Here is a 20,226-nt window from a genome sequence, read left to right as displayed (position 1 = left end):
TCCGATGATCAATCGCAAGGCCATCGGCTATATCACCGCTAACTACTCTTCGACCTACGGCAGCGTGCTGCTCAAGGACCGCCCCATCGCGTCCGTTCCGTTTTTGGGCCGCTACCGCCTGATCGACTTTCCGCTGTCCAACATGATGAATGCCGGCATTAAGACCGTCGGCGTCGTCATGCCGGGCAACTACCGCTCGCTGATCGACCACGTGGGTTCGGGCAAGGACTGGGGCCTGGATCGCAAGAAGGGCGGCCTGTTCATGGTGCCCGGCAACGCGTATGGCACCACCAAGGGCGGCATGCGCTTCCTGCTGCGCGACATCATCTCCAACAAGACGCTGTTCCAGCGCTCGGACAAGCCCTATGTTGTGATGATGGGCACCAACATCATCTTTAACATGGACCTCAACACCATCATCGAGGCGCACGAGAACTCCGGTGCCCAGATGACCGTTGTGTACTGCAAGGCCACGCGCAACGTTGATGACGAGACCAAGCTCGAGATTAACGAAAACGGCCGCCTGACGGGCGTGAGCGCCGGCGTCGTGTACGGCGACAACGCGTCTATGGACTGCTGCATCGTCAACCGCGAGACGCTGCTCGAGATTATCGACCACTACCAGGCCGCCGACTATCTGGACCTGCTCGAGGCACTCCAGGGCGACTTTGGCAACATCGACGTGTGCAGCTACGAGTACAAGGGCGAGGTCGTGGGCGTGTTTAGCGAGAAGTCGCTGTATCGCCGCAGCATGGACCTGCTCGACCAGACCGTGGCCGATCAGCTCTTCGATCCCGAGCGCCCGATCCTGACCAAGGCTCACGACGTGCCGCCTTCGCGTTATGCGACCGGCAGTCACGCCTGCAACTCGATCATCTCGGCCGGCTGCATCATCAAGGGCACCGTGCGCAATTCGATCCTGTCGCGCGGCGTCGTGGTCGAGGAAGGTGCGTCGGTCACCAACTCGATCATCAACCAGAGCTGCATCATCAAGAGCGGCGCCCGCGTCGAGAATGCCATTCTGGACAAGAACAACGTGGTTCCCACCAACACCGAGCTTCGCGGCACACCCGAGAACATCCTGGTGCTGGGCAAGGCTCCGTTAACTTCCGACACCACCATCGTACGTTAACGTTGGTACCGCAACATCGCTCGTAACATGTAGAATAGCCGCCCGGTTAGCGCCAGGCGGCTATTCTCGAATTGCAACATAGGAGACAAAATGGCACAAACCAGCAAAAAGATGCAGATCGTGTTTGCCTCGGCCGAGTGCGCACCGTTTGTTAAGACCGGTGGCCTGGGTGACGTGGCGGGCTCGCTGCCCGCGGCGCTTGTGCGCGCCGGCGCCGAAGTTATCGTGATGGTGCCCAAGTACGCCACCATCAAGGACGAATACAAGGCGCAGATGGAGCACTTCTCCGACTTTTACGTGAGCCTGGGCTGGCGCAACGAGTACTGCGGTCTCGAGAAGCTCGAGCACGACGGCGTCACCTATATGTTCATCGACAACGAACGCTACTTTGCGCGCGACTATCCGTACGGCTTCTTTGACGACGGCGAGCGTTTTGCGTTCTTCTCCAAGGCCATCACCGAGAGTCTGCAGCACCTGCCGGCCGGCTTTGAGTGCGACATCCTGCACTGCAACGACTGGCAGACGGCACTGGCGCCCGTGTTTTTGCGCGAGTTCTACCAGGGCTTGCCGCTGTACGACCGCGTCAAGACCGTGTTCTCGATCCACAACGTGGCGTTCCAGGGCCAGTTTAGCGACACCGTGATGGAGGACATCCTGGGTGTGGCGCATATTCCCGCCGCCGCCTCGCAGCTGCGTTGCGACGCCTGCAGCGTCAACTACATGCTGGGCGCGCTGCGCTATGCCGACGCCATCACCACGGTGAGCCCCACCTATGCGGCCGAGATCCAGACGCCCGAGTTTGGCGAGGGCCTGGACGGTGTGCTGCGCGAGCGCTCCTACGCGCTGCAGGGCATCCTGAATGGCATTGATGTGGCGGGCTTTGACCCGGCGACTGACAAGCGCATTGCCGCCAACTACACCGTGGAGGACCGCACCGGCAAGGCCGTGTGCAAGGCCAAGCTGCAGGAAGAGCTGGGGCTCGAGGTGCGCGACGACCGCCCGCTCATGGTGATGGTCACGCGCCTGACGCGCCAAAAGGGCATGGACCTGGTCATGTACGCGCTCGACCGCATTCTGGCCGGCGGCGTTCAGGTGGCCGTGCTGGGCACTGGTGACCGCGACTACGAGGACGGCCTGCGCTATTTCCAGGACAAGTACCGCGGCACCATGGCCGCGCGTATCGAGTTTGACCCGGCGCTGTCGCAGCGCATGTACGCCGCCGCCGACATGTTCCTGATGCCTTCGAAGTTTGAACCCTGCGGTCTGTCGCAGATCATCGCCATGCGCTACGGCACCCTGCCTATCGTGCGCGAGACCGGTGGCCTGAAGGACACCGTGCGGCCGTACAACGAGTTTACCGGCGAGGGCACGGGCTTCTCGTTTAGAAACTTTAACGGAGATGAGATGGGCGACGCGGTGTTCCGCGCGGCGCGCCTGTTCTGGGATAACCGCGACGCTTGGAACCAGCTGGTCACGCAGGCCATGAGCCAGGACTTTAGCTGGACGCGCTCGGCCGACAAGTATCTGGACCTGTACTTCTTTATGCATCCGGAGATTGAGAGGCCGGCGGCTGTTGTGGAGGCTGCGGCTGAGCCCGAGGTTGTGGCCGAGCCCGAGCCCAAGGCCGAGGTCAAGCCGGTTGAAGCTGAGCCCGCAAAGGCCGAGGTCAAGCCGGCTGCAAAGCCTGCAGCTAAGAAGACCACGACCCGCAAGACTACGGCTAAGAAAGTTGGGACGACCAAGGCTGCTGTGTCTAAAACGACGGCTGCCAAGACAACGACCACGCGCAAGCGCACGACCGCCGCTGCCAAGAAGGCCGCCGAGGCCGAGGCTGCTCCCGAGGTAAAGGCCGAGACTCCCGCCGTTGAGGCCAAACCGGCCGCCAAGGCTCCGGCTAAGACCGCTGCCAAGAAGACCGCGGCAACGAAGTCGACGACAACCAAGGCCGCTACGGCCAAGGCTACCCCGAAGAGTGCCGCAAAGCCCGCTGTCAAGGTCGAGGAAACCCCCGTCGAGCCCAAAGCCGAGACAGCTATCGAGACGAAGCCGGCCGCCAAGACCACCACGCACAAGCGCAGCACGACGATGACCAAAAAGACCACGACTAAGGCCGCAGCTACCAAGGCAGAGGCTAAGCCCGCCGCCGTCAAAGAGGAGCCCAAGCCCGAGGTAAAGCCCGAGCCGGCACCGAAGGCCGCCGAGGTCAAGGCTAAGACCAAGGCTGCCCCGAAGGCAGAGGCTAAGCCCGAGCCTGCCAAGGAGACCCCGGTCTCCCCCGCCGCTCCGGCAGAGGAAAAGGCCCCGTCCAAGAAGACGTCCGTCCGAAAGGCCACGGCCGCCCGCAAGCGCCGCTAGCCCACAGACGATCCAAAACCTCATCAAACCCTAAGCAAGGGGCGCTCCAACCGGGCGCCCCTTCTCTGTAGAAAGTGGTAAAACGATTTTCTAGGACAACCGTTCGCCGATGGTAAACGGATGTTGTTTATACACCCTGTGTACAACAGATATACTTACATCCTATGCGTAAAGCCCATGGCCCGCAGGCCGTGATTCTATTGAACTGGACCGTACTATGAGATTGATACACAACAGCCGTCTGCCGCAGTTTCGCACTCCGTTTGGCGCTGTGACCACTGGAACTTCCGTTTCGCTGTCGGTAATTTTGGAGGATGCCGACCCCAACCAGGCAACGCTTACCCTGCGTACCTGGGTCGACGAGATCGGGGAAACTCTGTATCCCATGACGCACGAGGGCGACGGCATCTTTACCGCCGAGCTAGAGTGCACCGAGCCCTGTCTTATCTGGTACAGCTTTATATGCAATATCGAGGGCCAGCCCGAGGTCCGCTTGGGCGCACCGCAGGGACGCACCGGCGGCGAGGGCGTAACCTACGACTACGCCGAAGTGCCGTCGTTCCAGATCACCGTCTACAAGCACCGCGAAGTTCGACCCGAGTGGTACGAGCGCGGTATGGTCTACCAGATCTTCCCCGATCGCTATGCCCGCGACGAGCACTGGCGCGAGCGCACGCTGGCCGAGGTCGAAAAGCCGCGTCGCGGCATTCAGCGCCGCATGGTCGAGGACTGGAACGAGCCGCCCGTATACGAGCGCGCCGAGGACGGCTCCATCAACACCTGGGACTTTTACGGCGGATCGCTCAAGGGCATACAAGAAGACCTGCCTCGCATCGCCGAGCTGGGATTTACTGCCATCTACCTCAACCCCATTTTTGAAGCCGCGAGTAACCACCGCTACGACACCGCCGATTACACCAAGATCGATCCAATTCTGGGCACCGAGCAGGACTTTACTGAGCTGTGCGAGGCGGCCGAGAAGCTGGGCATTTCCATCATTCTCGACGGTGTGTTCAACCACACGGGCGACGATTCAATCTACTTCAACCGCTACGGCAACTACCCCGGCGCGGGCGCGTGGCAGAGCGAGGATTCGCCGTGGCGCGATGCGTTTTATTTCCACGAGGACGGCTCGTACGACTGCTGGTGGGGCGTGGGCAATATGCCCGCCATCAATGAGAGCTCCGAACTGGTACGCGAGCGGCTCTTGGGCAAGGACGGCGTGATCCGTAAATGGCTACGTGCCGGCGCTCATGGCTGGCGCCTAGACGTGGCCGACGAGCTTTCGGACGATTTCCTGACCGAGATCAAAAAGGCCGTGCTAGCTGAGAAGCCCGACGCGCTGTTGCTCGGCGAAGTCTGGGAAGACGCCTCCAACAAGATTAGCTACGGACATCTGCGCCGCTACCTGCAGGGCTCCGAGCTGGACTCTGCCATGGATTACCCCTTCCGCGACATGGTCATCGGCTTTTTGATGGGCTACAAGAATGCCTTCCAGGCAGCCGAGGATATCGAGACCCTGCGCGAGAATTATCCGCGCGAAGCCCTGTCCTGCGCGCTCAACCTGCTGTCGAGCCACGACCGCCCACGCATCATCTCGGTGCTCGGCGGTGGCCCCGACGAGTCGCAGCTACCCGAGTGCGAGCGCAGCAAGTGGCGCTTGGACGAAAACTCGATGGACCTGGCCAAGAGCCGTTTTTGGCTTGCAACGCTCATGCAGATGACGTTCCCCGGCGTGCCTTCAATTTACTATGGCGACGAGTACGGCCTTGAGGGCCTGACCGATCCGGGCAATCGCCGCACGCTGCCTTCGAAGGAAGACCTGCACGACTTCGATACACTCGCCATCCTTAAAAACGCCTCGGCCGTGCGCCGCGCCCTGCCATTTATGGTAGACGGCGACATCAAGGCCTTCGCGCTCAACGACGAGGTACTAGCCTACACGCGCACCGGTAAAGACGGTGAGGCCGCAACGGTTATCATCAACCGCAGCCTGCGCAATTCACACCGTGTGACGATTCCGGCGCTCGGCGAATGCGCAAGCGACGTGATCAGCGGCCACGAGTGCGAAATCCACAACGGTACCGTCACACTCGATCTGTATCCGCTGGGGTCGTCGATCATCTATCACCACGCCGAGCAACGTCTACAAGAGCCGCTTGATCACGGCGCGGGTGTCGTGTGCCATATCACCTCTGTGCCCAGCGACGATGGCAAGCCCGGTACGATCGGCGCTCCCACGCGTCGCTTTATCGACCATCTGGCCGCAATGGGCATGCGCTACTGGCAGGTACTGCCCGTCAACCCGACGGATTTCTTCCGATCCCCTTACGCCGGTCCCTCGGCCTTTGCGGGCAATATCGATCTGCTGCCCGAAAGCCACGAGGAGCTGTCCGCCGACTTTGTTACCTGGAAGGCTCGCGGCGGTGAGGATGCCGACCCGCTGTACACGGCGTTTAAACATCGCAACGCCAACTGGCTCGAGAAGTACTGCGTTTACATGGCCGTTAAGAAGTACTTTGAGGGCGAGTCGCGCCACGATTGGCCGGCAGATGTCGCGCGCTACAACGAGCATCTGATCGACGACAAGCGTTTCCACGACGAGGCCGAGCTGCAGGCGTACATGCAGTACCGCTTTGACCTGGCCTGGTGCGAGCTTATGAACTATGCGCACAAGAAGGGTATCGAGGTCATCGGCGACATTCCTATGTATGTCTCGGACGATTCGGCCGATGCGTGGAGCGAGCCCGAGAACTTCTGGCTGTCCGATACCGGCAAGGCGATTGAGATTTCCGGTGCGCCGCCCGACAACTTTGCGCCCGAGGGCCAGGTGTGGGGCAACCCGACGTTCCGATGGGACCACATGAAGCAGAACGGCTATAGCTGGTGGATGGATCGCCTGCGTCGCGCGTTCTCGCTCTACGACCGCGTGCGTCTGGATCACTTCCTGGGATTCCACAGCTACTTTAGCATTCCTGCGGGCAAGGACTGCACCGACGGTCGCTGGCTGGCGGGACCGGGCAAAGACCTGTTCCAGACCGCCTACGATGAGCTGGGTCCGCTCAACTTTATCGCTGAGGACTTGGGCTATCTGACGCCTGGCGTTCGCGCCATGGCTTTGACCTGCGGCTTCCCCGGCATGGACGTGCTGGAGTTTAGCGACTACGACGTCCGTTGCGGCGTGCACCCCACGCCAGGAAAGATCCTGTACACCTCGACGCACGATACGTCGACGTTGGCCGGGTGGTGCACGCGTTCCTTTGCGGACGGCGATGGACCGAGCGGTGTCGAGGAGGCGGCCAAGCTGATGAGCGACGCGCTGGCAAGCGACGCTCCCCTCGTGATGATGCCGCTGCAGGATGTTCTGGGGCTAGGCGACGTCGCGCGCATGAACGTTCCGGGCGTGGCCACGGGCAACTGGACCTGGCAGGCTGACGAGGCCGACGTTGCGGCCGCCGAGGGCAAAACTGCGCAGCTCCTGCGCGACACCCATAGATTCTGGGGCGAGGCGTGATAAAACGCCCGATATAGGGTACAGTACAGACGTTTGAATTTTTGCGGGCAGAGTAATCTGCCCGCTTTGTGCTGAAAAGGAAGTAATATGGCGCGCTACGATTACAAGTGCTCGAGCTGCGGCAACGTGTTTGAGGTTGAGCATCCCATGTCCGAGACTCCCGAGGTCGTTTGCCCGAGCTGCGGCGCTCCGGCGGCCAAGACGTTCTCGGCCAACGGCATTAAATTTGAGGGCAGCGGTTTCTACAACACCGACCAGCGAAGCGGCGGCTCAAGCACCAGCGCCACCAGCGGCTGCTGCGCCAATTGCCCGCACAACAACTAACAGCCGAGCAACCAACCACACGCCAACATAAACACAAACGAGGGTGGCCTGCGACTACACCAGTCGCAGGCCACCCTTTTTCGTAATGTCAACGCCTTTGCGCCAATACGGTCTGGGTAGCTAAAATAGCCCCGTCCCAAATTAGCTACTTTGGCGGACCAGGCGGGCGCAGAAGTGGCCGTCGTAGGAGTCGGCGTTTACCGGCACGCTTTGGAAGAGGCCTCGGTCGTTTTGGCGTACAGAAACGAGCTTCTTGGCCTGCTCGAAGTCGGGCAGTTGCAGAATCTGTGCCCCGGAAAGCGGTGCCATGGTAAAGCCGGCACCCTCGGGAGAAGCAAGGAACGCGTCCACGACCTGCGTGTTCTCCTCGTCGAAGACCGAGCACGTCGCATAGATGAGTTCACCGCCGGCAGCCACGCGCACGGCTGCTTCCTTGAGCATTACCAGCTGCAGCTTGGGCAACTCGGTCGTAACGTCATTCTCAGTTAGGCGCCATGGGATCTCGGGATGACGGCGCATGGTGCCGGTGCCCGAGCACGGTGCATCGATAAAGACCGTGTCGAACTTTACCGGCTCGCCAAGCATGGCATCAAACGATGTGAGCACCTCATCAAGCTCGCAAGCATCGCCCGAAACCGTACGAACGCCCTGAATACCGGCCTTATGCAGGCGAGCGAGATTCAGATCGCACTTGCGATCATGCAGATCGAGCGCCGTATGCTGACGCTCATAGCCCGCACGCTTGGCCTGGCACATCATCACATAGGTCTTGGTGCCACGGCCGGCGCCAATCTCAAGGCAACGCCCAGGACGGGTCGCCGCGGTCGCGATAAGCTGGGCATTGAGATCCGAGGCCACGGCCGCAGCGCGCTCAAACACGCCCGACGCAACCGTGACCTGCGCATCGACCGGAGCATGGCAGCCCGGGAAGACAGGCGCAACGAGCTGCGAGATATACGGATCGGGCTTAGTCGCAAACGCATTCTCGTGCAGGGCCAGCGGCGCGGGGGCCAGATTGCCGGCAAAGTTAAGCGCACCCTCTGGCGTGTCAAACGACGCCATAATGCGAGCGCACAGCCAACGCGGCAGACCCATCAGGCGCGACAGACGGACCAAGCGCCGCTCAGACTCATCCACATCGGACGCAGTAGCAAAGTCCTCAACATTGTCCGCAACCTTGTGCAGCACGGCATTGGCCAAGCCAGCGGCGGACTTAGCACCGCAGCGAACCAGCTCAACACCCTGACTTACGGCAACGCGGCCAGGCGTATGCAGATAGAGCATCTCGAAGACCGAGATACGAAGCGCCATGCGAACACGCGGTGCAACCTTTTTGGGCTTATCGAGAAACTGGTCGAGCAGCTCATCCAAAATGCCCTGCGTGGCGGCAACGCCCAGCGCCAAGCGGGCAGCAAAAGCGGAATCGCGCTGGTCAATAGCCTTGGCCGATGCGCGAGAGGACAGCACGTCACGCGCATACATGCCGCGGCGGTCAGCTTCCATTAGCACATCGAGTGAAAGCTTGCGCGCAGGAGACAGCTTGCTCACGACAAAACACCCCAGATAAGATCGGCACCCTGCAGGCCAGCAGCCCAAGCAGAAGCGGCCATAGCACGCTTGCCATCGGGCTTAACTTCGAGCAACTCAACCGTGCCATCGGAAAGACCAAGGTAAACACGCTTGTTCCTAACGTCAACGGCGCCCTCTCCAAGCGACACATCAGCCGGCGCAGCATCGAGCACGCGCACGGTCTTACCGGCAATCACGCAACGAGCAGGCGCGGTATCGGACGAAGCCAGCACATGGCGCACGCAATCAAGCGCCGCCATGTGCGGATCCAGGCGCATCTCCTGCTTAGAAATCTTGGCAGCATGAGTGACGAGCGCCTCATCCTGCTCAGTCCAAACAGCCGAACCATCGGCAAGCGAGGGAAGCGTATCGGCAAGCAACTTGCCGCCAAGCTCAGCAAGCTCCATGGTCAAAGCCTCGGCATGCTTACCGGCGACTGACGTAGACGCCTGGGCGCAATAAGCGCCGGTATCCACGCCATGCCCAATGCGCATGATAGAAACGCCAGCAATCTCATCACCAGCGAGAATCGCACGCTGAATAGGAGCAGCCCCACGCCAACGAGGCAGCAGGGACGCATGAACATTCACAATACCGAGCGGCGCCATATGCAGCACCTCATCGGGCAAAATGCAGCCATAGGCAGCCACACAGAAAATGTCAGCCTGGGCAGCCCGGAGCGCCTCAACAACCTCAGGCGTCATACGATTAGCTTCAACAACAGGCAACCCCAGCTCAAGCGAGCGAGCCTTAACAGGAGACGGCTCCAGCTTCTTACCACGCCCACGAACAGCATCAGGACGAGTAACAACAAGTGCAATCTCATTCCCAGCCTCAACAAGCGAAGTCAAAGAAGGCACCGCAAAATCGGGCGTACCCATAAACACAATACGCATAAAGATCGTCTCCTCTCAACCAAAGCCGAGACGGCTAGAAAGAGCAGCGGAATGCCAAGTACCCAGCCCATCCGCAATAACAATTCAACAAGAACAAATATACACAAAACCAAAGAAAGAGCCGCAATAAAAGCAGCTCTTTCAGCAAAGCGAGAATGTTTGAGCACGGGATGATATGTGGGCGCTCGGCACCGGGGACGGTAGGACTTACTCCGTCTCGCCCGGTCGAGCGCCGCGGGCCAGGGCGTCCTGGTACTCCTTGACAGCCTTGAGTCTCTGCATGGGCTTAAGACGCTCGAACATGGTGTTGCCATGCAGGTGATCGATCTCGTGCTGTAGGCACACGCAGAACAAATCGCCCGAAGCCTCGTAGCGAATCAGGTTGGCGTCCAGATCGTACGCCTCGACGACGACATGGTCGGGACGCTCGATCTCGCAGTTAATGCCCGGAATGGACAGGCAACCCTCACTAAAGGGCACCAGATGGTCACTCTGCTCAACAATGACGGGATTGATAAGCACGTACGGGTCGTAGTCGTTCTTGTCGGTGTAGTCGCAGTCGATGGTGACGAGCTGAATAAGCTCGCCGATCTGCGGGGCAGCCAGGCCGCAGCCGGCGTTCTCGAACATCATCTTCTTCATCTTCTCGGCAAGTGCCTCGATCGCCGGGGTAATCTCCTCGATGACGGCGCACTCCTGGCGCAGACGAGGGTCGGGCGACAGTACGATTCCGTTGGCTTCCATGTCCATCCTTTCGGGTTGTTACATCAAATCATAGGCATCGACGTCAACGCTCACGCTCACGCCGCGCACGGAGCCCACCTCTTTGAGGCAGGCGTCGATATCGTCAGAGACATGGTACCCCACGGGCGACTTCACAAGCAGGTGGAAGCGATAACGGTCCTTGGCTCTTTCGATTACACACGAAGCCGGGCCCAGCACCTGCGGCACGGCACTCCCCGCCCGCAAAAAATCGGGCGCGGCGGCATGCCAGCGACGCTTGAGGAGCTTCGCGATGCGCCCAATATAATCCCGTGCATCATCTGCATTCGCCGACCACACCAAAATGTTGACTAGTCGAACAAACGGCGGATACAGCGCGTCGCGGCGCTGGTCCAGGTCGTGGTCGGTAAAGATCGAACGGTCATGCTCGGCAACGGCGCGAATGACCGGGTCCTCGGGCAGATAGGTCTGGATGATGACCTCGCCGGGGCGATCGCCGCGGCCGGCGCGCCCCGCCACCTGCTCCAGCAAATCGTAGGCACGCTCCCCCGCGCGAAAATCGGGCAGCTTGAGCGCAAAGTCGGCATTGACCACGCCCACGAGCGTGACCTCGGGAAAGTCGAGCCCCTTGGCGATCATCTGAGTGCCCAGCAGCACCGCGCAATCGGCGGCATCGAACTGCTCGAGCAGCTTTTTGTGCGCGTCCTTGCCACGCGTGGAGTCGGCGTCCATGCGAATGATGGCGACGTCCTCGGGAAGCATCTGGTGCAGTGCGTCCTCGATCTGCTGCGTGCCCAGGCCCATTTTTGCCAGGTAGCGGCTACCGCATTTGGGGCAACGGCTCGTGGGCGCCGGATACGGCTGCACGCGCCAGGACGATCCGCAGGTGTGGCACTGCAGGGTGTGCGTGCGCTCGTGATACGTGAGTGCGGTGGAGCAGTGGTTGCAGGTGGGCACGCAGCCGCATTCGCGGCACATCAAAAACGGCGCAAAACCGCGGCGGTTGTGCAGCAACACGGCCTTTTCGCGACGCTCGACCACACGCTCCAAGCCCTCCATCAGCGGCTTTGAGAACATGGAGCGACTGCCGTGCGAAAACTCGCGGCGGAGGTCGGCAATACGGACCGTAGGCAGCACGGCTTGTCCCGGGCGCTTGGGCATCTCGACGCGCGTCCAGGTGGCACCGTTATACGTGCCGCGGCGGCAGCGGTCGATGGCCTCGGCAGAAGGCGTGGCCGAGCCCAGCACGAGTGGGCAACGATAGCGCCGCGCCATCTCGGCCGCCACCTCGCGCGCGTGGTAACGCGGGCTGGAGCCTTGCTTGTAACTGGTCTCGTGCTCCTCGTCAATGATGATGAGGCCCAGGTCGTTAAGCGGGCAAAAGAGCGCCGAGCGTGCACCGACGACCACGCGGGCGGCACCGCTGGCGACCATATCCCACTGGTCCAGGCGCTCGCCGGCCGAAAGCCGCGAATGGAAAACGGCGACCGTCTCGCCAAAGCGCGAGCGGAAGCGGCCGACGGTCTGGGCCGTCAGCGAGATCTCGGGCACCAGCACGCAGGCCGAACGGCCGGCTGCGAGCACGCGCTCGATGGCGGAGAGGTAAACCTCAGTTTTGCCGGAGCCAGTGACGCCGTCGACCAGCACCACGTCGCCATGAGCGTCCAGACGGGCGCGCTCAATCTGCGCGAGTGCCTGTTGCTGTCCGTTGGTAAGGGAGACTGGCGCCTTGCCGCTTGCCGAGGACAGCGTGGTCTGCTCGCTGCAGCCACGCCACGCACGGCGCTCCTCCACCACCACGACGCCGCGTTTTTCGAGTGCCTTGATGGTCGCCGACATGCTGTTGTAGAGCAGGTTGAGGTCGCGCGTCGTGACCGGCCCGCACTGGAGCGCCTCGATAAGCTGACGCTGGCGGACCGCGGTCTTGGGCGGCGTATAGTCAAATCCCTCGGGCGTAAGCATGACCCAACGGTTTTGAATGGGCTTGACGGCGGGACGCTCAACCGCCCATACGCCGTTGTCGCCCTTGACCACACGCGGGCTGCCGCCCGGAGGCAAAAACAGACGCAGACACTCGGAAAGCGTTGCGACGTACTCGCGGCTCATCCAGCGTGCGATACGGGCAACCTCGGCGGTAAAGAGCGGTTTGCTGAGGATGGCCTCGATGGCTTTAATGCGCGCGGGGTCGAAGGCGTTGTTGCCCTGCAGGTCGCCCAGCTCAGGCGCAATGTCGACGATATAGCCCGCGGCGGCACGGTTACCAAAGTGGACCAGGACCGTGGACCCGATCTGTGCCTCGTTAGCAAGGGTTTGCGGGATGCCGTAGGCAAATGGCTCGGACAGCGCACGCGTCGGGATGTCGAGGACCACGCTCGCGTAGGCGGCGATGGGGTCAGGTGTATGCTCGGGCTTGGCCGGTGCAGCGGCAGGCACGGGCGCCGCTGGAACCTCCTCCGGTTCCGGCAAACCAAACAGCGACAGTTGTTGAGCCATACACCACCTCTAACGAACGGACCTGAAAGGGCTGGGACAAAATAATCAGTAGTGTTTGTCCCATGGCCGATACGAGTGTCGAGCGTGTTGCGTCGCTCGAACATGGGACAAACACTACTGATTATTTTGTCCCAGCAACCCGCTCATCGGTACAGAAACAAGAGCCCCGCTCGGGTGAACGGGGCTCGGATACATGCGTTTACGCAGCTGCTACAGCGCCATCGTGCGGGCGCGGTCGATGCGCGCCAGGCAGTCGTCGCGGCCGACGAGCGCCATGGTCTCGCCCAACGGGGGGCTCACCATGTTGCCGCAGACGGCGACGCGCACGGCCTGGAACACCACGCGCTTCTTGAGGTCCATCTGCTCGGGCAGCGGCTCAAGCGCGGCGTCGATGTTGGCAGCCGTCCACTCGTCCACACCCTCGAGCGCGGCCTTGGCGGCATCCAGAATGGCGCCCATGCCTTCCTTGGCCAGGCCCTTGTTAACAGACTTCTCGTCATACTCGAGTGTCTCGGCCGTAGCAAAGATGGGAGCGGCGACGTTCACGGCATCGGCCGGCATCTTGGTGCGCGGCTTGACGATGGCGGCAAGCGCGTCAATCCAGTCCTCGCCGTACTCGACATTACCCTCGATGAGACCCGCCTCGTGCAGCTCGGGAACCATGATCTCGTCGGCAAACTGAGCGTCGGACATGCCGTTGATGTACTCAGCATTTACCCAGTCGAGCTTCTTGGGGTCGAAGGTAGCCGGGTTCTTGGAGATGCGGTCGAGCGAGAACTTGCTGGCCAGGACATCGCGCGGGATGATCGTGGTCTCGCCGTCGAGCGACCAGCCGAGCAGCGCCAGATAGTTGACGAAGGCGTCGGACAGGTAACCGGCGTCGCGGTACTCCTCCACTGAGGTGGCACCGTGGCGCTTGGAAAGCTTCTTGCCGTCGGCACCCAGGATCATGGAGATGTGGGCGAACGTGGGCACGGGCGCGCCGAGGGCCTCGTAGACCATGACCTGGCGCGGGGTGTTGGACAGGTGGTCGTCGCCGCGGATGACGTGGGTAATCTTCATCATGGCGTCGTCGACGACGGTCGCGAAGTTGTACGTGGGCGTGCCGTCGGAGCGGAAGATGACAAAGTCGTCGAGCTCCTTGGCGTCGAAGGTCACCTCGCCGTGGACGGCGTCGTGGATTACGACGTCGCCGCGGTCCTCGGGCACCTTGATGCGCAGGACATAGGGCTCGCCGGCCTCGATGCGGCGGCGTGCCTCCTCGGGATCAAGATCGCGGCAGCGGCGCTGATAGCCCTGGAAGGGATCCTTGCGCTCCTGGGCGGCCTTGCGATCGGCGTCAAGCTGTTCCTTGGTGCAGAAGCAGGGATAGGCCTTACCCTCGTCCCAGAGCTTCTGGGCGGCCTGCTTGTACAGGTCTAGGCGCTCGGTCTGTGCGTAGGGGCCATAGTCGCCGCCCACCTCGGGGCCCTCGTCCCAGTCCAAGCCCAGCCAACGCATGGCGCGCAGAATGATCTGCGTGTTCTCGTCGGTGGAACGGGTGGGGTCGGTGTCGTCGATGCGCAGGATGAACGTGCCGCCGTTTGCGCGGGCGAAAGCCCAGTTATAGATAGCGGTGCGGGCGCCGCCGATGTGCAGCTTGCCCGTCGGTGAGGGTGCAAAGCGGACGCGAACGTCTGATGCCATGGAAATCTCCTCGATTGCAGGATGGATGTCGAACCGCACCAGTATAAAGCAACAATGCCCACCTCCGCACAAAGGGCACCGACCCAGTCATTGGGTAGCTAATTTGGGACGGGGCTTTTTAGCTACCCTATGTCGAGGTAGGCCTCTGGCTCCGAAGACTCCGGATTGGGTAGCTAAAAAAGCCCCGTCCCAAATTAGCTACCCCCAAAGCGATGTATGACTAGGTGCGGAAAGGGTGTGAATGTTTGATTTACGCGCTATGATGTGCCCTTGCATAGAGAGCCCGGCGGAATGGTAACGGTCGCCGGGACACGTTTTTGAAAGGACAATCATGTCAGAAGAACTTCGTTCCATCCCACCCCAACACGGGTCCTTTGTTTTTACGTCGGAGTCGGTGACCGAAGGTCATCCCGATAAGATCGCTGACCAGATCAGCGACGCCGTCCTCGACGCAATCCTCGCCAAAGAAATAGAGCTCCAGAAACAGGGCTACATCGCCCCCAACGGCGTGCCTGCCAACGTGGAGAACGTCCGCTGCGCCTGCGAGACCCTCGTGACCACCGGCACCGTCATCGTCGCCGGCGAGATTCGCACCCAGGCCTACGTCGACGTACAGGAAATCGCCCGCGGCGTTATCCGCCGCATTGGCTACAACCGTGCCAAGTTCGGTTTTGACTGCGACACCTGCGGCGTTATGAGCCTCATCCACGAGCAGTCGCCCGATATCGCCCAGGGCGTCGACGAGTCCTTCGAGACCCAGACCGGCGCTACCACCGACCCGATCGACCTGATCGGCGCCGGCGACCAGGGCATGATGTTCGGTTATGCCTCCAACGAGACCAAGTCCCTCATGCCCATGCCACACTACCTGGCAAGCCGCCTGGCCGAGCGCCTGGCCGCCGTGCGTCACGACGGCACCCTCGCCTATCTGCGTCCCGACGGCAAGACCCAGGTCACCGTGCGCTACGAGGAAGGCAAGCCCGTCGAGGTCACGACCATCGTCATCTCCACGCAGCACGCCGCCGAGATCGAGGACATGGGAAAGATCAAGGCCGACCTCATCGAGCACGTCATCACCCCGGTCATGGCCGCAGAGAACATGCCGTGGGACAACGCGGACATCTACGTGAACCCCACCGGTCGCTTTGTCGTGGGCGGCCCCATGGGCGACACGGGCCTCACCGGCCGCAAGATCATCGTCGACACCTACGGCGGCTACGGCCGTCACGGTGGCGGTGCCTTTAGCGGCAAGGACTGCACCAAGGTCGACCGCTCCGCCGCGTATGCCGCGCGCTGGGTCGCCAAGAACGTGGTCGCCGCCGGTCTGGCCGACCGCTGCGAAGTCGAGCTTGCCTACGCGATCGGCGTTTCCAAGCCCCTCTCAATCATGGTCGACACCTTCGGTACCGCGCATGTTGCCGAGGACAAGATCGTTGAAGCCGTAGAGGAAACCTTCGACCTGCGCCCGGGCGCAATCATCCGCGACCTAGACCTGCGTCGCCCCATCTACGAAAAGACGGCAGCCTACGGTCACTTCGGCCGAGAAGACGCCGACTTCACCTGGGAGAAGACCGACCGTGTCGAAGAACTCAAAGCAGCCTGCGGCCTGTAAGCTAACCCGAAAAGCTACAGCAAATAACAACGCACCAAAAGAAGTACCGACTCCAACCGGTACTTCTTTTTTATTTAAACGGTGGTGAAGATAAGCCGACCTGGGACATGGAATAGGTCACATGCCGATAAATATTGCGGCAGAGCGACTCCAACCATGTATCCTAAGTTCCGAGGGCTTTAGTATTTGGTCGATCGCGAGTTCCGCACGAGCCGGAGGCCAATTAATGTGGCCTCCGTGCGAGCAGGACTGTCCGAGCAGGCGACCAAATACTAAAGCCCTCGGAACGGCGGGACAGTGTATGCCCCGCCCTCGGGACGATGGGACAAAACAAAGGAGCACCCATGGCAGGCAAGCCGCAAACACTAGCTACGACCTCCGCATTCGAGATCTTGGGCCCCGTCATGGTCGGCCCCAGCTCATCGCACACCGCCGGCGCCCTGCGCTGCGCCCAAGTTGCCGCCAGCCTGCTGGAAGGCCGCATCACCAAAGTCACCTTTGGCCTGTGGAACTCCTTCGCCCACACCTACCGCGGCCACGGCACCGATCGTGCGCTCGTCGCGGGCATCCTGGGCCTCGACACCGATGACGAGAACATCAAGCAGGCCTTCGACCTCGCACGCGAGCAGGGCCTCGAATATAACTTTGACATCAAGGGCGATGACGCCTCCATCCACCCCAACACCGTCGACATCGACATGGTCGACGACACGGGCGCTACGGCACAGGTCCGCGGCGAGAGCCTGGGCGGTGGCAAGATGCGCATCAGCCGCATTAACGGCGTCGGCGTTGACATCTCGGGTATGTACTCCACGCTCTTCGTGGCGCACCAGGATGTTCCCGGCGTGCTCGCCGCGCTCACGAACCTGCTCGCCTACGCCCACGTGAACATCGCCTTCTGCCGCACCTACCGCACCGAGGTGGGCGGCCAGGCCTACTCCGTCTTTGAGACCGACGGCGCGCCCGACGACACCGTCGTCCCTATGCTGCGCAAGCTCGACAATGTCGATTACGCGACCTTTATCGAGCTCCCAGGTTCTGCCTCGTCGCTCTCCCCCGGCGTCTCAGCAAAGGAAATCTTCGACGACGGCGAGCAGCTGCTCGATGCGTGCGAGGAACTGGGACTCAGCATCGGCGCCGTCATGGCCCTGCGCGAGGCGCGTCTGACCGGCGAGGCCCACGCCGTCGCCGCCATGCGCCGCGTGCTCGACGTCATGCGCGAGGAGACCACGGCCCCCATCGTCAATCCGCAGCGCTCGCTCGGCGGGCTTATCGGCGGCGAGGCCAAGCTTGTCGATGCCACCGGCCGCAACGACCTTGGCTCCAACTTAATGGGCCCCGTCCAGACCGATGCCGTGGCCCGCGCCATGGCCGTCCTGGAGCGCTCCGCCACCATGGGTGTGATCGTCGCTGCCCCCACGGCAGGCTCCGCAGGCGTCGTGCCCGGCTGCGTGCTGGCGCTCGCCGATCACCTTCAGCTCGACGACGAGCAGGTGATGGACGCGCTCTACTGCGCAGCCGCCATCGGCCTCAACCTCACCACGAGCGCCTGCGTTGCCGGCGCCGAAGGCGGATGCCAGGCCGAGGTGGGAAGCGCCGCCGCCATGGCTGCCGCCGCGCTGGTGCAGATGCTCGGCGGCACGCCCGAGCAGGCGCTTGACGCCAGCTCCATCGCGCTGAGTAACCTGCTGGGCCTCGTTTGTGACCCCGTCGGAGGCCTGGTCGAGGTGCCCTGCCAAAACCGCAATGCCATCGGCGTGGCAGCGGCCTTTAGCTCGGCACAACTCGCCCTCGCCGGCATTAAGAGCCTGGTGCCGTTTGACCAGATGGCACATGTCATGCTCTCGGTGGGCCACGCGTTGCCGGCCACGCTGCGCGAGACGGCAAAGGGCGGCATCGCGCAGGCTCCGGCCGCGCTTTCGGCCTGTGCAAAATGCGGTGTGTGCGGGTAGTGACCAAGAACGACTCGATAGTGGGACAACTGTCCCACCTCTTTTGAATGCCACCGTTTCCGTACCACAAACAACTAGGTAATCGCTATAATGCAAGCCCAGTAAAAACACGATGAGCCGCAAGGCGAAATTCGAAGGATATGCATACGATGTCGCAAAACGATCGAACTCAACTGATTCCCGATCCGCAGCAGCCGAGCAGGCACACCGGTGGCGTTCAGTCGCCGCGTCCTATCGCGCCGAGTCACGGTCAGCAGCGTGGTGCGGCAAACGCTTCCCAACGCCCGAACCATCGACGTCAGCAGCGCCAGGCAAACGGCAATGCGCCCAAGCAGCCCCCCGCGCACGGTCGAGGCGATCGCGGCCCCGCGCGCAAACCCGCCGAGAACAATAAGTCGGGCAAAAAGACGACGCTCTTTGTCGTCCTGGGTCTTATCGTCATTGTCTATATCGTAGGCGTCGTAGCGTTTTCGCAGGTAGCCTACCCCAATACCACCATCGCCGGCGTCGACGTCTCGTTTTCCAACGCTTCGTCTGCCGCCACCAAGGTCAACTCGGCATGGAAGCACTATAAGCTCACCGTGACAGGCGATGACTTTAGCTGGACCTATCAGCCCGAGTCCGATGAGCCCATCGTCGACGGCGAAACTGCCGCAAAAGAGATTATCAGCCACAACGAAGCCTTTGTATGGCCGGTCCGCCTTGTGGAATCCTTAAGCGGAAAGACCAAAACAACCGCTACCTCCAACGAAGTCGATCTTGATCAAGACGTCGACCTGTCCATGCTCTCCGACACTTTTAACCAAAAGAAGTTTGAGGAGGATCTGGGCGCCGCCATCGACGAGTTTAACGAGGGGCGTTCGGGCACGTTCGAGGCCAATAGCTCCTATGACGAGCAGGCCGGCAAGTTTACCGTCGAGAAGGCGCGCTCCAACGAAAAACTCGACCGCAAGCATGTTATTAAGTATGCCGAGCTCGAGCTTTCCTCGCTGTCCGAGACCGTAGACCTTTCCAAGCTCGGCAACGATGCCTATGAGCCGCTCAATGGAACGCTTACCGATGATCAGATTCAGGCCGCATGCGATGCCGCCAACAACTTCCTGGGCGTCAACGTGACCCTCAAGCTCAACGGCGAGGATGCCGGCAAGGTTGATGGCAGCTCCGTGTTGCAGTGGATCAGCTTTGCCGATCCGGCCAACCCCACACTCGATACGTCACAGATCAGCAGCTGGGCAACCGAGCTCGCCAACGGCTTTAACACCGTGGGCTCCACTCGCTGGTGGACGCGCGCCGATGGCAAGCAATGCGCAGTTGAAGGCGGCGACTTTGGTTGGTCCATCGACAGCGGCTCGCTCGCCAAGCAGGTCGAGGACGCCATTAACAACAAGCAGACCGGCGAAATCGAGATCAAGTACTCCCAGAAGGCCGACACCTTTACCGCAAAGGGAGAGCCCGACTGGAAGGCATACGTCGATGTCGATCTGTCCGAGCAGCACGCGCGCTACTACGACGAGAGCGGCAATATCGTGTGGGAGGCCAACTTTATCTCAGGAAAGCCGGGTGAGGACGCCACTCCCGAAGGCGTCTGGCAGATCAACAGCAACGACGGCGCGAGCACGCTGATTGGCGCCAAGGACCCCGAGACGGGCAAGCCCAAATACGAGAGCCCGGTGAGCTACTGGATGCCGTTTGAGGGCAACATGATCGGCTTCCACGATGCCACCTGGCAAAACGACAAGAGCTTCGATAACGCCGAGTCGTACAAGTGGTGCGGCAGCCACGGTTGCATCAACCTGCGCCTGGCCGACGCCAAGGCACTTCACGACTGCATCAAAGTCGGCCTGTGCGTGGTTGTCCACTCGTAGTGCAACGCGCGCATTCATACAGCGTGGAACCGCTGCGACCAATCTAACAGTTCCGAAAGAAACCGTCCTATGCGCCTGCCCCAACCGGTGGGCGCATATACTTAT

Annotated in this window: 12 protein-coding genes; 7 read left to right on the top strand and 5 right to left on the bottom strand. The window is 61.4% G+C overall.

Features of this window, described 5'->3' with window-relative positions; all coding sequences use genetic code 11:
• Positions 1-4: 4 nt before the first annotated feature.
• The 4 genes from glgD to DXD49_RS04155 all read left to right on the top strand — a co-directional run bounded on the left by glgD (position 5) and on the right by DXD49_RS04155 (position 7,325).
• Entirely contained in the window at positions 5-1,132 is a 1,128-nt protein-coding gene (gene glgD, locus DXD49_RS04170) for a glucose-1-phosphate adenylyltransferase subunit GlgD (RefSeq protein ID WP_117735092.1), read from the top strand.
• Positions 1,133-1,222: 90 nt separating this feature from the next.
• Entirely contained in the window at positions 1,223-3,487 is a 2,265-nt protein-coding gene (gene glgA / locus DXD49_RS04165) for a glycogen synthase GlgA (protein WP_199568958.1), read from the top strand.
• A gap of 217 nt (positions 3,488-3,704) precedes the next feature.
• Positions 3,705-7,001, top strand: a complete 3,297-nt coding sequence (locus DXD49_RS04160; RefSeq protein ID WP_117794281.1) for a 4-alpha-glucanotransferase — start codon at positions 3,705-3,707, stop codon at positions 6,999-7,001.
• An 87-nt stretch (positions 7,002-7,088) separates the two neighbouring features.
• Positions 7,089-7,325: an FmdB family zinc ribbon protein gene (locus DXD49_RS04155; protein WP_117794280.1), complete on the top strand. Its 237-nt coding sequence runs from the start codon at positions 7,089-7,091 to the stop codon at positions 7,323-7,325.
• 141 nt (positions 7,326-7,466) lie between these two features.
• Here DXD49_RS04155 and DXD49_RS04150 read toward each other — a convergent pair whose 3' ends face one another.
• The 5 genes from DXD49_RS04150 to gltX form a co-directional block, all read right to left on the bottom strand.
• Positions 7,467-8,873, bottom strand: a complete 1,407-nt coding sequence (locus tag DXD49_RS04150; RefSeq protein ID WP_233541741.1) for an RsmB/NOP family class I SAM-dependent RNA methyltransferase — start codon at positions 8,871-8,873, stop codon at positions 7,467-7,469.
• Positions 8,870-9,790 carry a methionyl-tRNA formyltransferase gene (gene fmt / locus DXD49_RS04145; RefSeq protein ID WP_117794279.1) on the bottom strand — a complete coding sequence of 307 codons (921 nt, stop codon included), beginning with the start codon at positions 9,788-9,790 and terminating at the stop codon, positions 8,870-8,872. Before fmt ends, DXD49_RS04150 begins: the two co-directional genes overlap by 4 nt.
• Before the next feature lie 207 nt (positions 9,791-9,997).
• Complete coding sequence (def, locus tag DXD49_RS04140; protein ID WP_117742857.1) at positions 9,998-10,534, bottom strand: peptide deformylase; 537 nt, start codon at positions 10,532-10,534, stop codon at positions 9,998-10,000.
• A gap of 18 nt (positions 10,535-10,552) precedes the next feature.
• Positions 10,553-13,006, bottom strand: a complete 2,454-nt coding sequence (gene priA / locus DXD49_RS04135) for a primosomal protein N' (RefSeq protein ID WP_117794278.1) — start codon at positions 13,004-13,006, stop codon at positions 10,553-10,555.
• 210 nt (positions 13,007-13,216) lie between these two features.
• Entirely contained in the window at positions 13,217-14,692 is a 1,476-nt protein-coding gene (gene gltX / locus DXD49_RS04130) for a glutamate--tRNA ligase (RefSeq protein ID WP_117794277.1), read from the bottom strand.
• A gap of 331 nt (positions 14,693-15,023) precedes the next feature.
• Between gltX and metK the strand changes: the two genes are divergently transcribed.
• From metK to DXD49_RS04115, 3 genes are all read left to right on the top strand, one after another.
• Positions 15,024-16,304, top strand: a complete 1,281-nt coding sequence (gene metK / locus DXD49_RS04125; protein ID WP_117794276.1) for a methionine adenosyltransferase — start codon at positions 15,024-15,026, stop codon at positions 16,302-16,304.
• 344 nt (positions 16,305-16,648) lie between these two features.
• A complete protein-coding gene (gene sdaAA / locus DXD49_RS04120; RefSeq protein WP_117794275.1) occupies positions 16,649-18,256 on the top strand; it encodes an L-serine ammonia-lyase, iron-sulfur-dependent, subunit alpha in 1,608 nt (535 codons plus the stop codon).
• 149 nt (positions 18,257-18,405) lie between these two features.
• Positions 18,406-20,121 (top strand): L,D-transpeptidase, encoded by a 1,716-nt coding sequence (locus tag DXD49_RS04115; RefSeq protein WP_158564854.1) that lies wholly within the window; start codon positions 18,406-18,408, stop codon positions 20,119-20,121.
• The last annotated feature ends 105 nt before the right edge of the window (positions 20,122-20,226 follow it).

It is taken from the genome of Collinsella sp. TM05-38, from assembly GCF_003466445.1.
Taxonomy (GTDB): domain Bacteria; phylum Actinomycetota; class Coriobacteriia; order Coriobacteriales; family Coriobacteriaceae; genus Collinsella.
The sequence above is the reverse complement of the archived record's forward strand: the minus strand, read 5'-3'. Positions and strand labels throughout refer to the sequence as shown.

Excerpts from the sequence above, each read along its gene's own strand:
- glgD (WP_117735092.1), top strand. The coding sequence starts at position 5 with ATGATCAATCGCAAGGCCATCGGCTATATCACCGCTAACTACTCTTCG.
- glgA (WP_199568958.1), top strand. The coding sequence starts at position 1,223 with ATGGCACAAACCAGCAAAAAGATGCAGATCGTGTTTGCCTCGGCCGAG.
- DXD49_RS04160 (WP_117794281.1), top strand. The coding sequence starts at position 3,705 with ATGAGATTGATACACAACAGCCGTCTGCCGCAGTTTCGCACTCCGTTT.
- DXD49_RS04155 (WP_117794280.1), top strand. The coding sequence starts at position 7,089 with ATGGCGCGCTACGATTACAAGTGCTCGAGCTGCGGCAACGTGTTTGAG.
- fmt (WP_117794279.1), bottom strand. The coding sequence starts at position 9,790 with ATGCGTATTGTGTTTATGGGTACGCCCGATTTTGCGGTGCCTTCTTTG.
- def (WP_117742857.1), bottom strand. The coding sequence starts at position 10,534 with ATGGAAGCCAACGGAATCGTACTGTCGCCCGACCCTCGTCTGCGCCAG.
- priA (WP_117794278.1), bottom strand. The coding sequence starts at position 13,006 with ATGGCTCAACAACTGTCGCTGTTTGGTTTGCCGGAACCGGAGGAGGTT.
- gltX (WP_117794277.1), bottom strand. The coding sequence starts at position 14,692 with ATGGCATCAGACGTTCGCGTCCGCTTTGCACCCTCACCGACGGGCAAG.
- metK (WP_117794276.1), top strand. The coding sequence starts at position 15,024 with ATGTCAGAAGAACTTCGTTCCATCCCACCCCAACACGGGTCCTTTGTT.
- sdaAA (WP_117794275.1), top strand. The coding sequence starts at position 16,649 with ATGGCAGGCAAGCCGCAAACACTAGCTACGACCTCCGCATTCGAGATC.
- DXD49_RS04115 (WP_158564854.1), top strand. The coding sequence starts at position 18,406 with ATGTCGCAAAACGATCGAACTCAACTGATTCCCGATCCGCAGCAGCCG.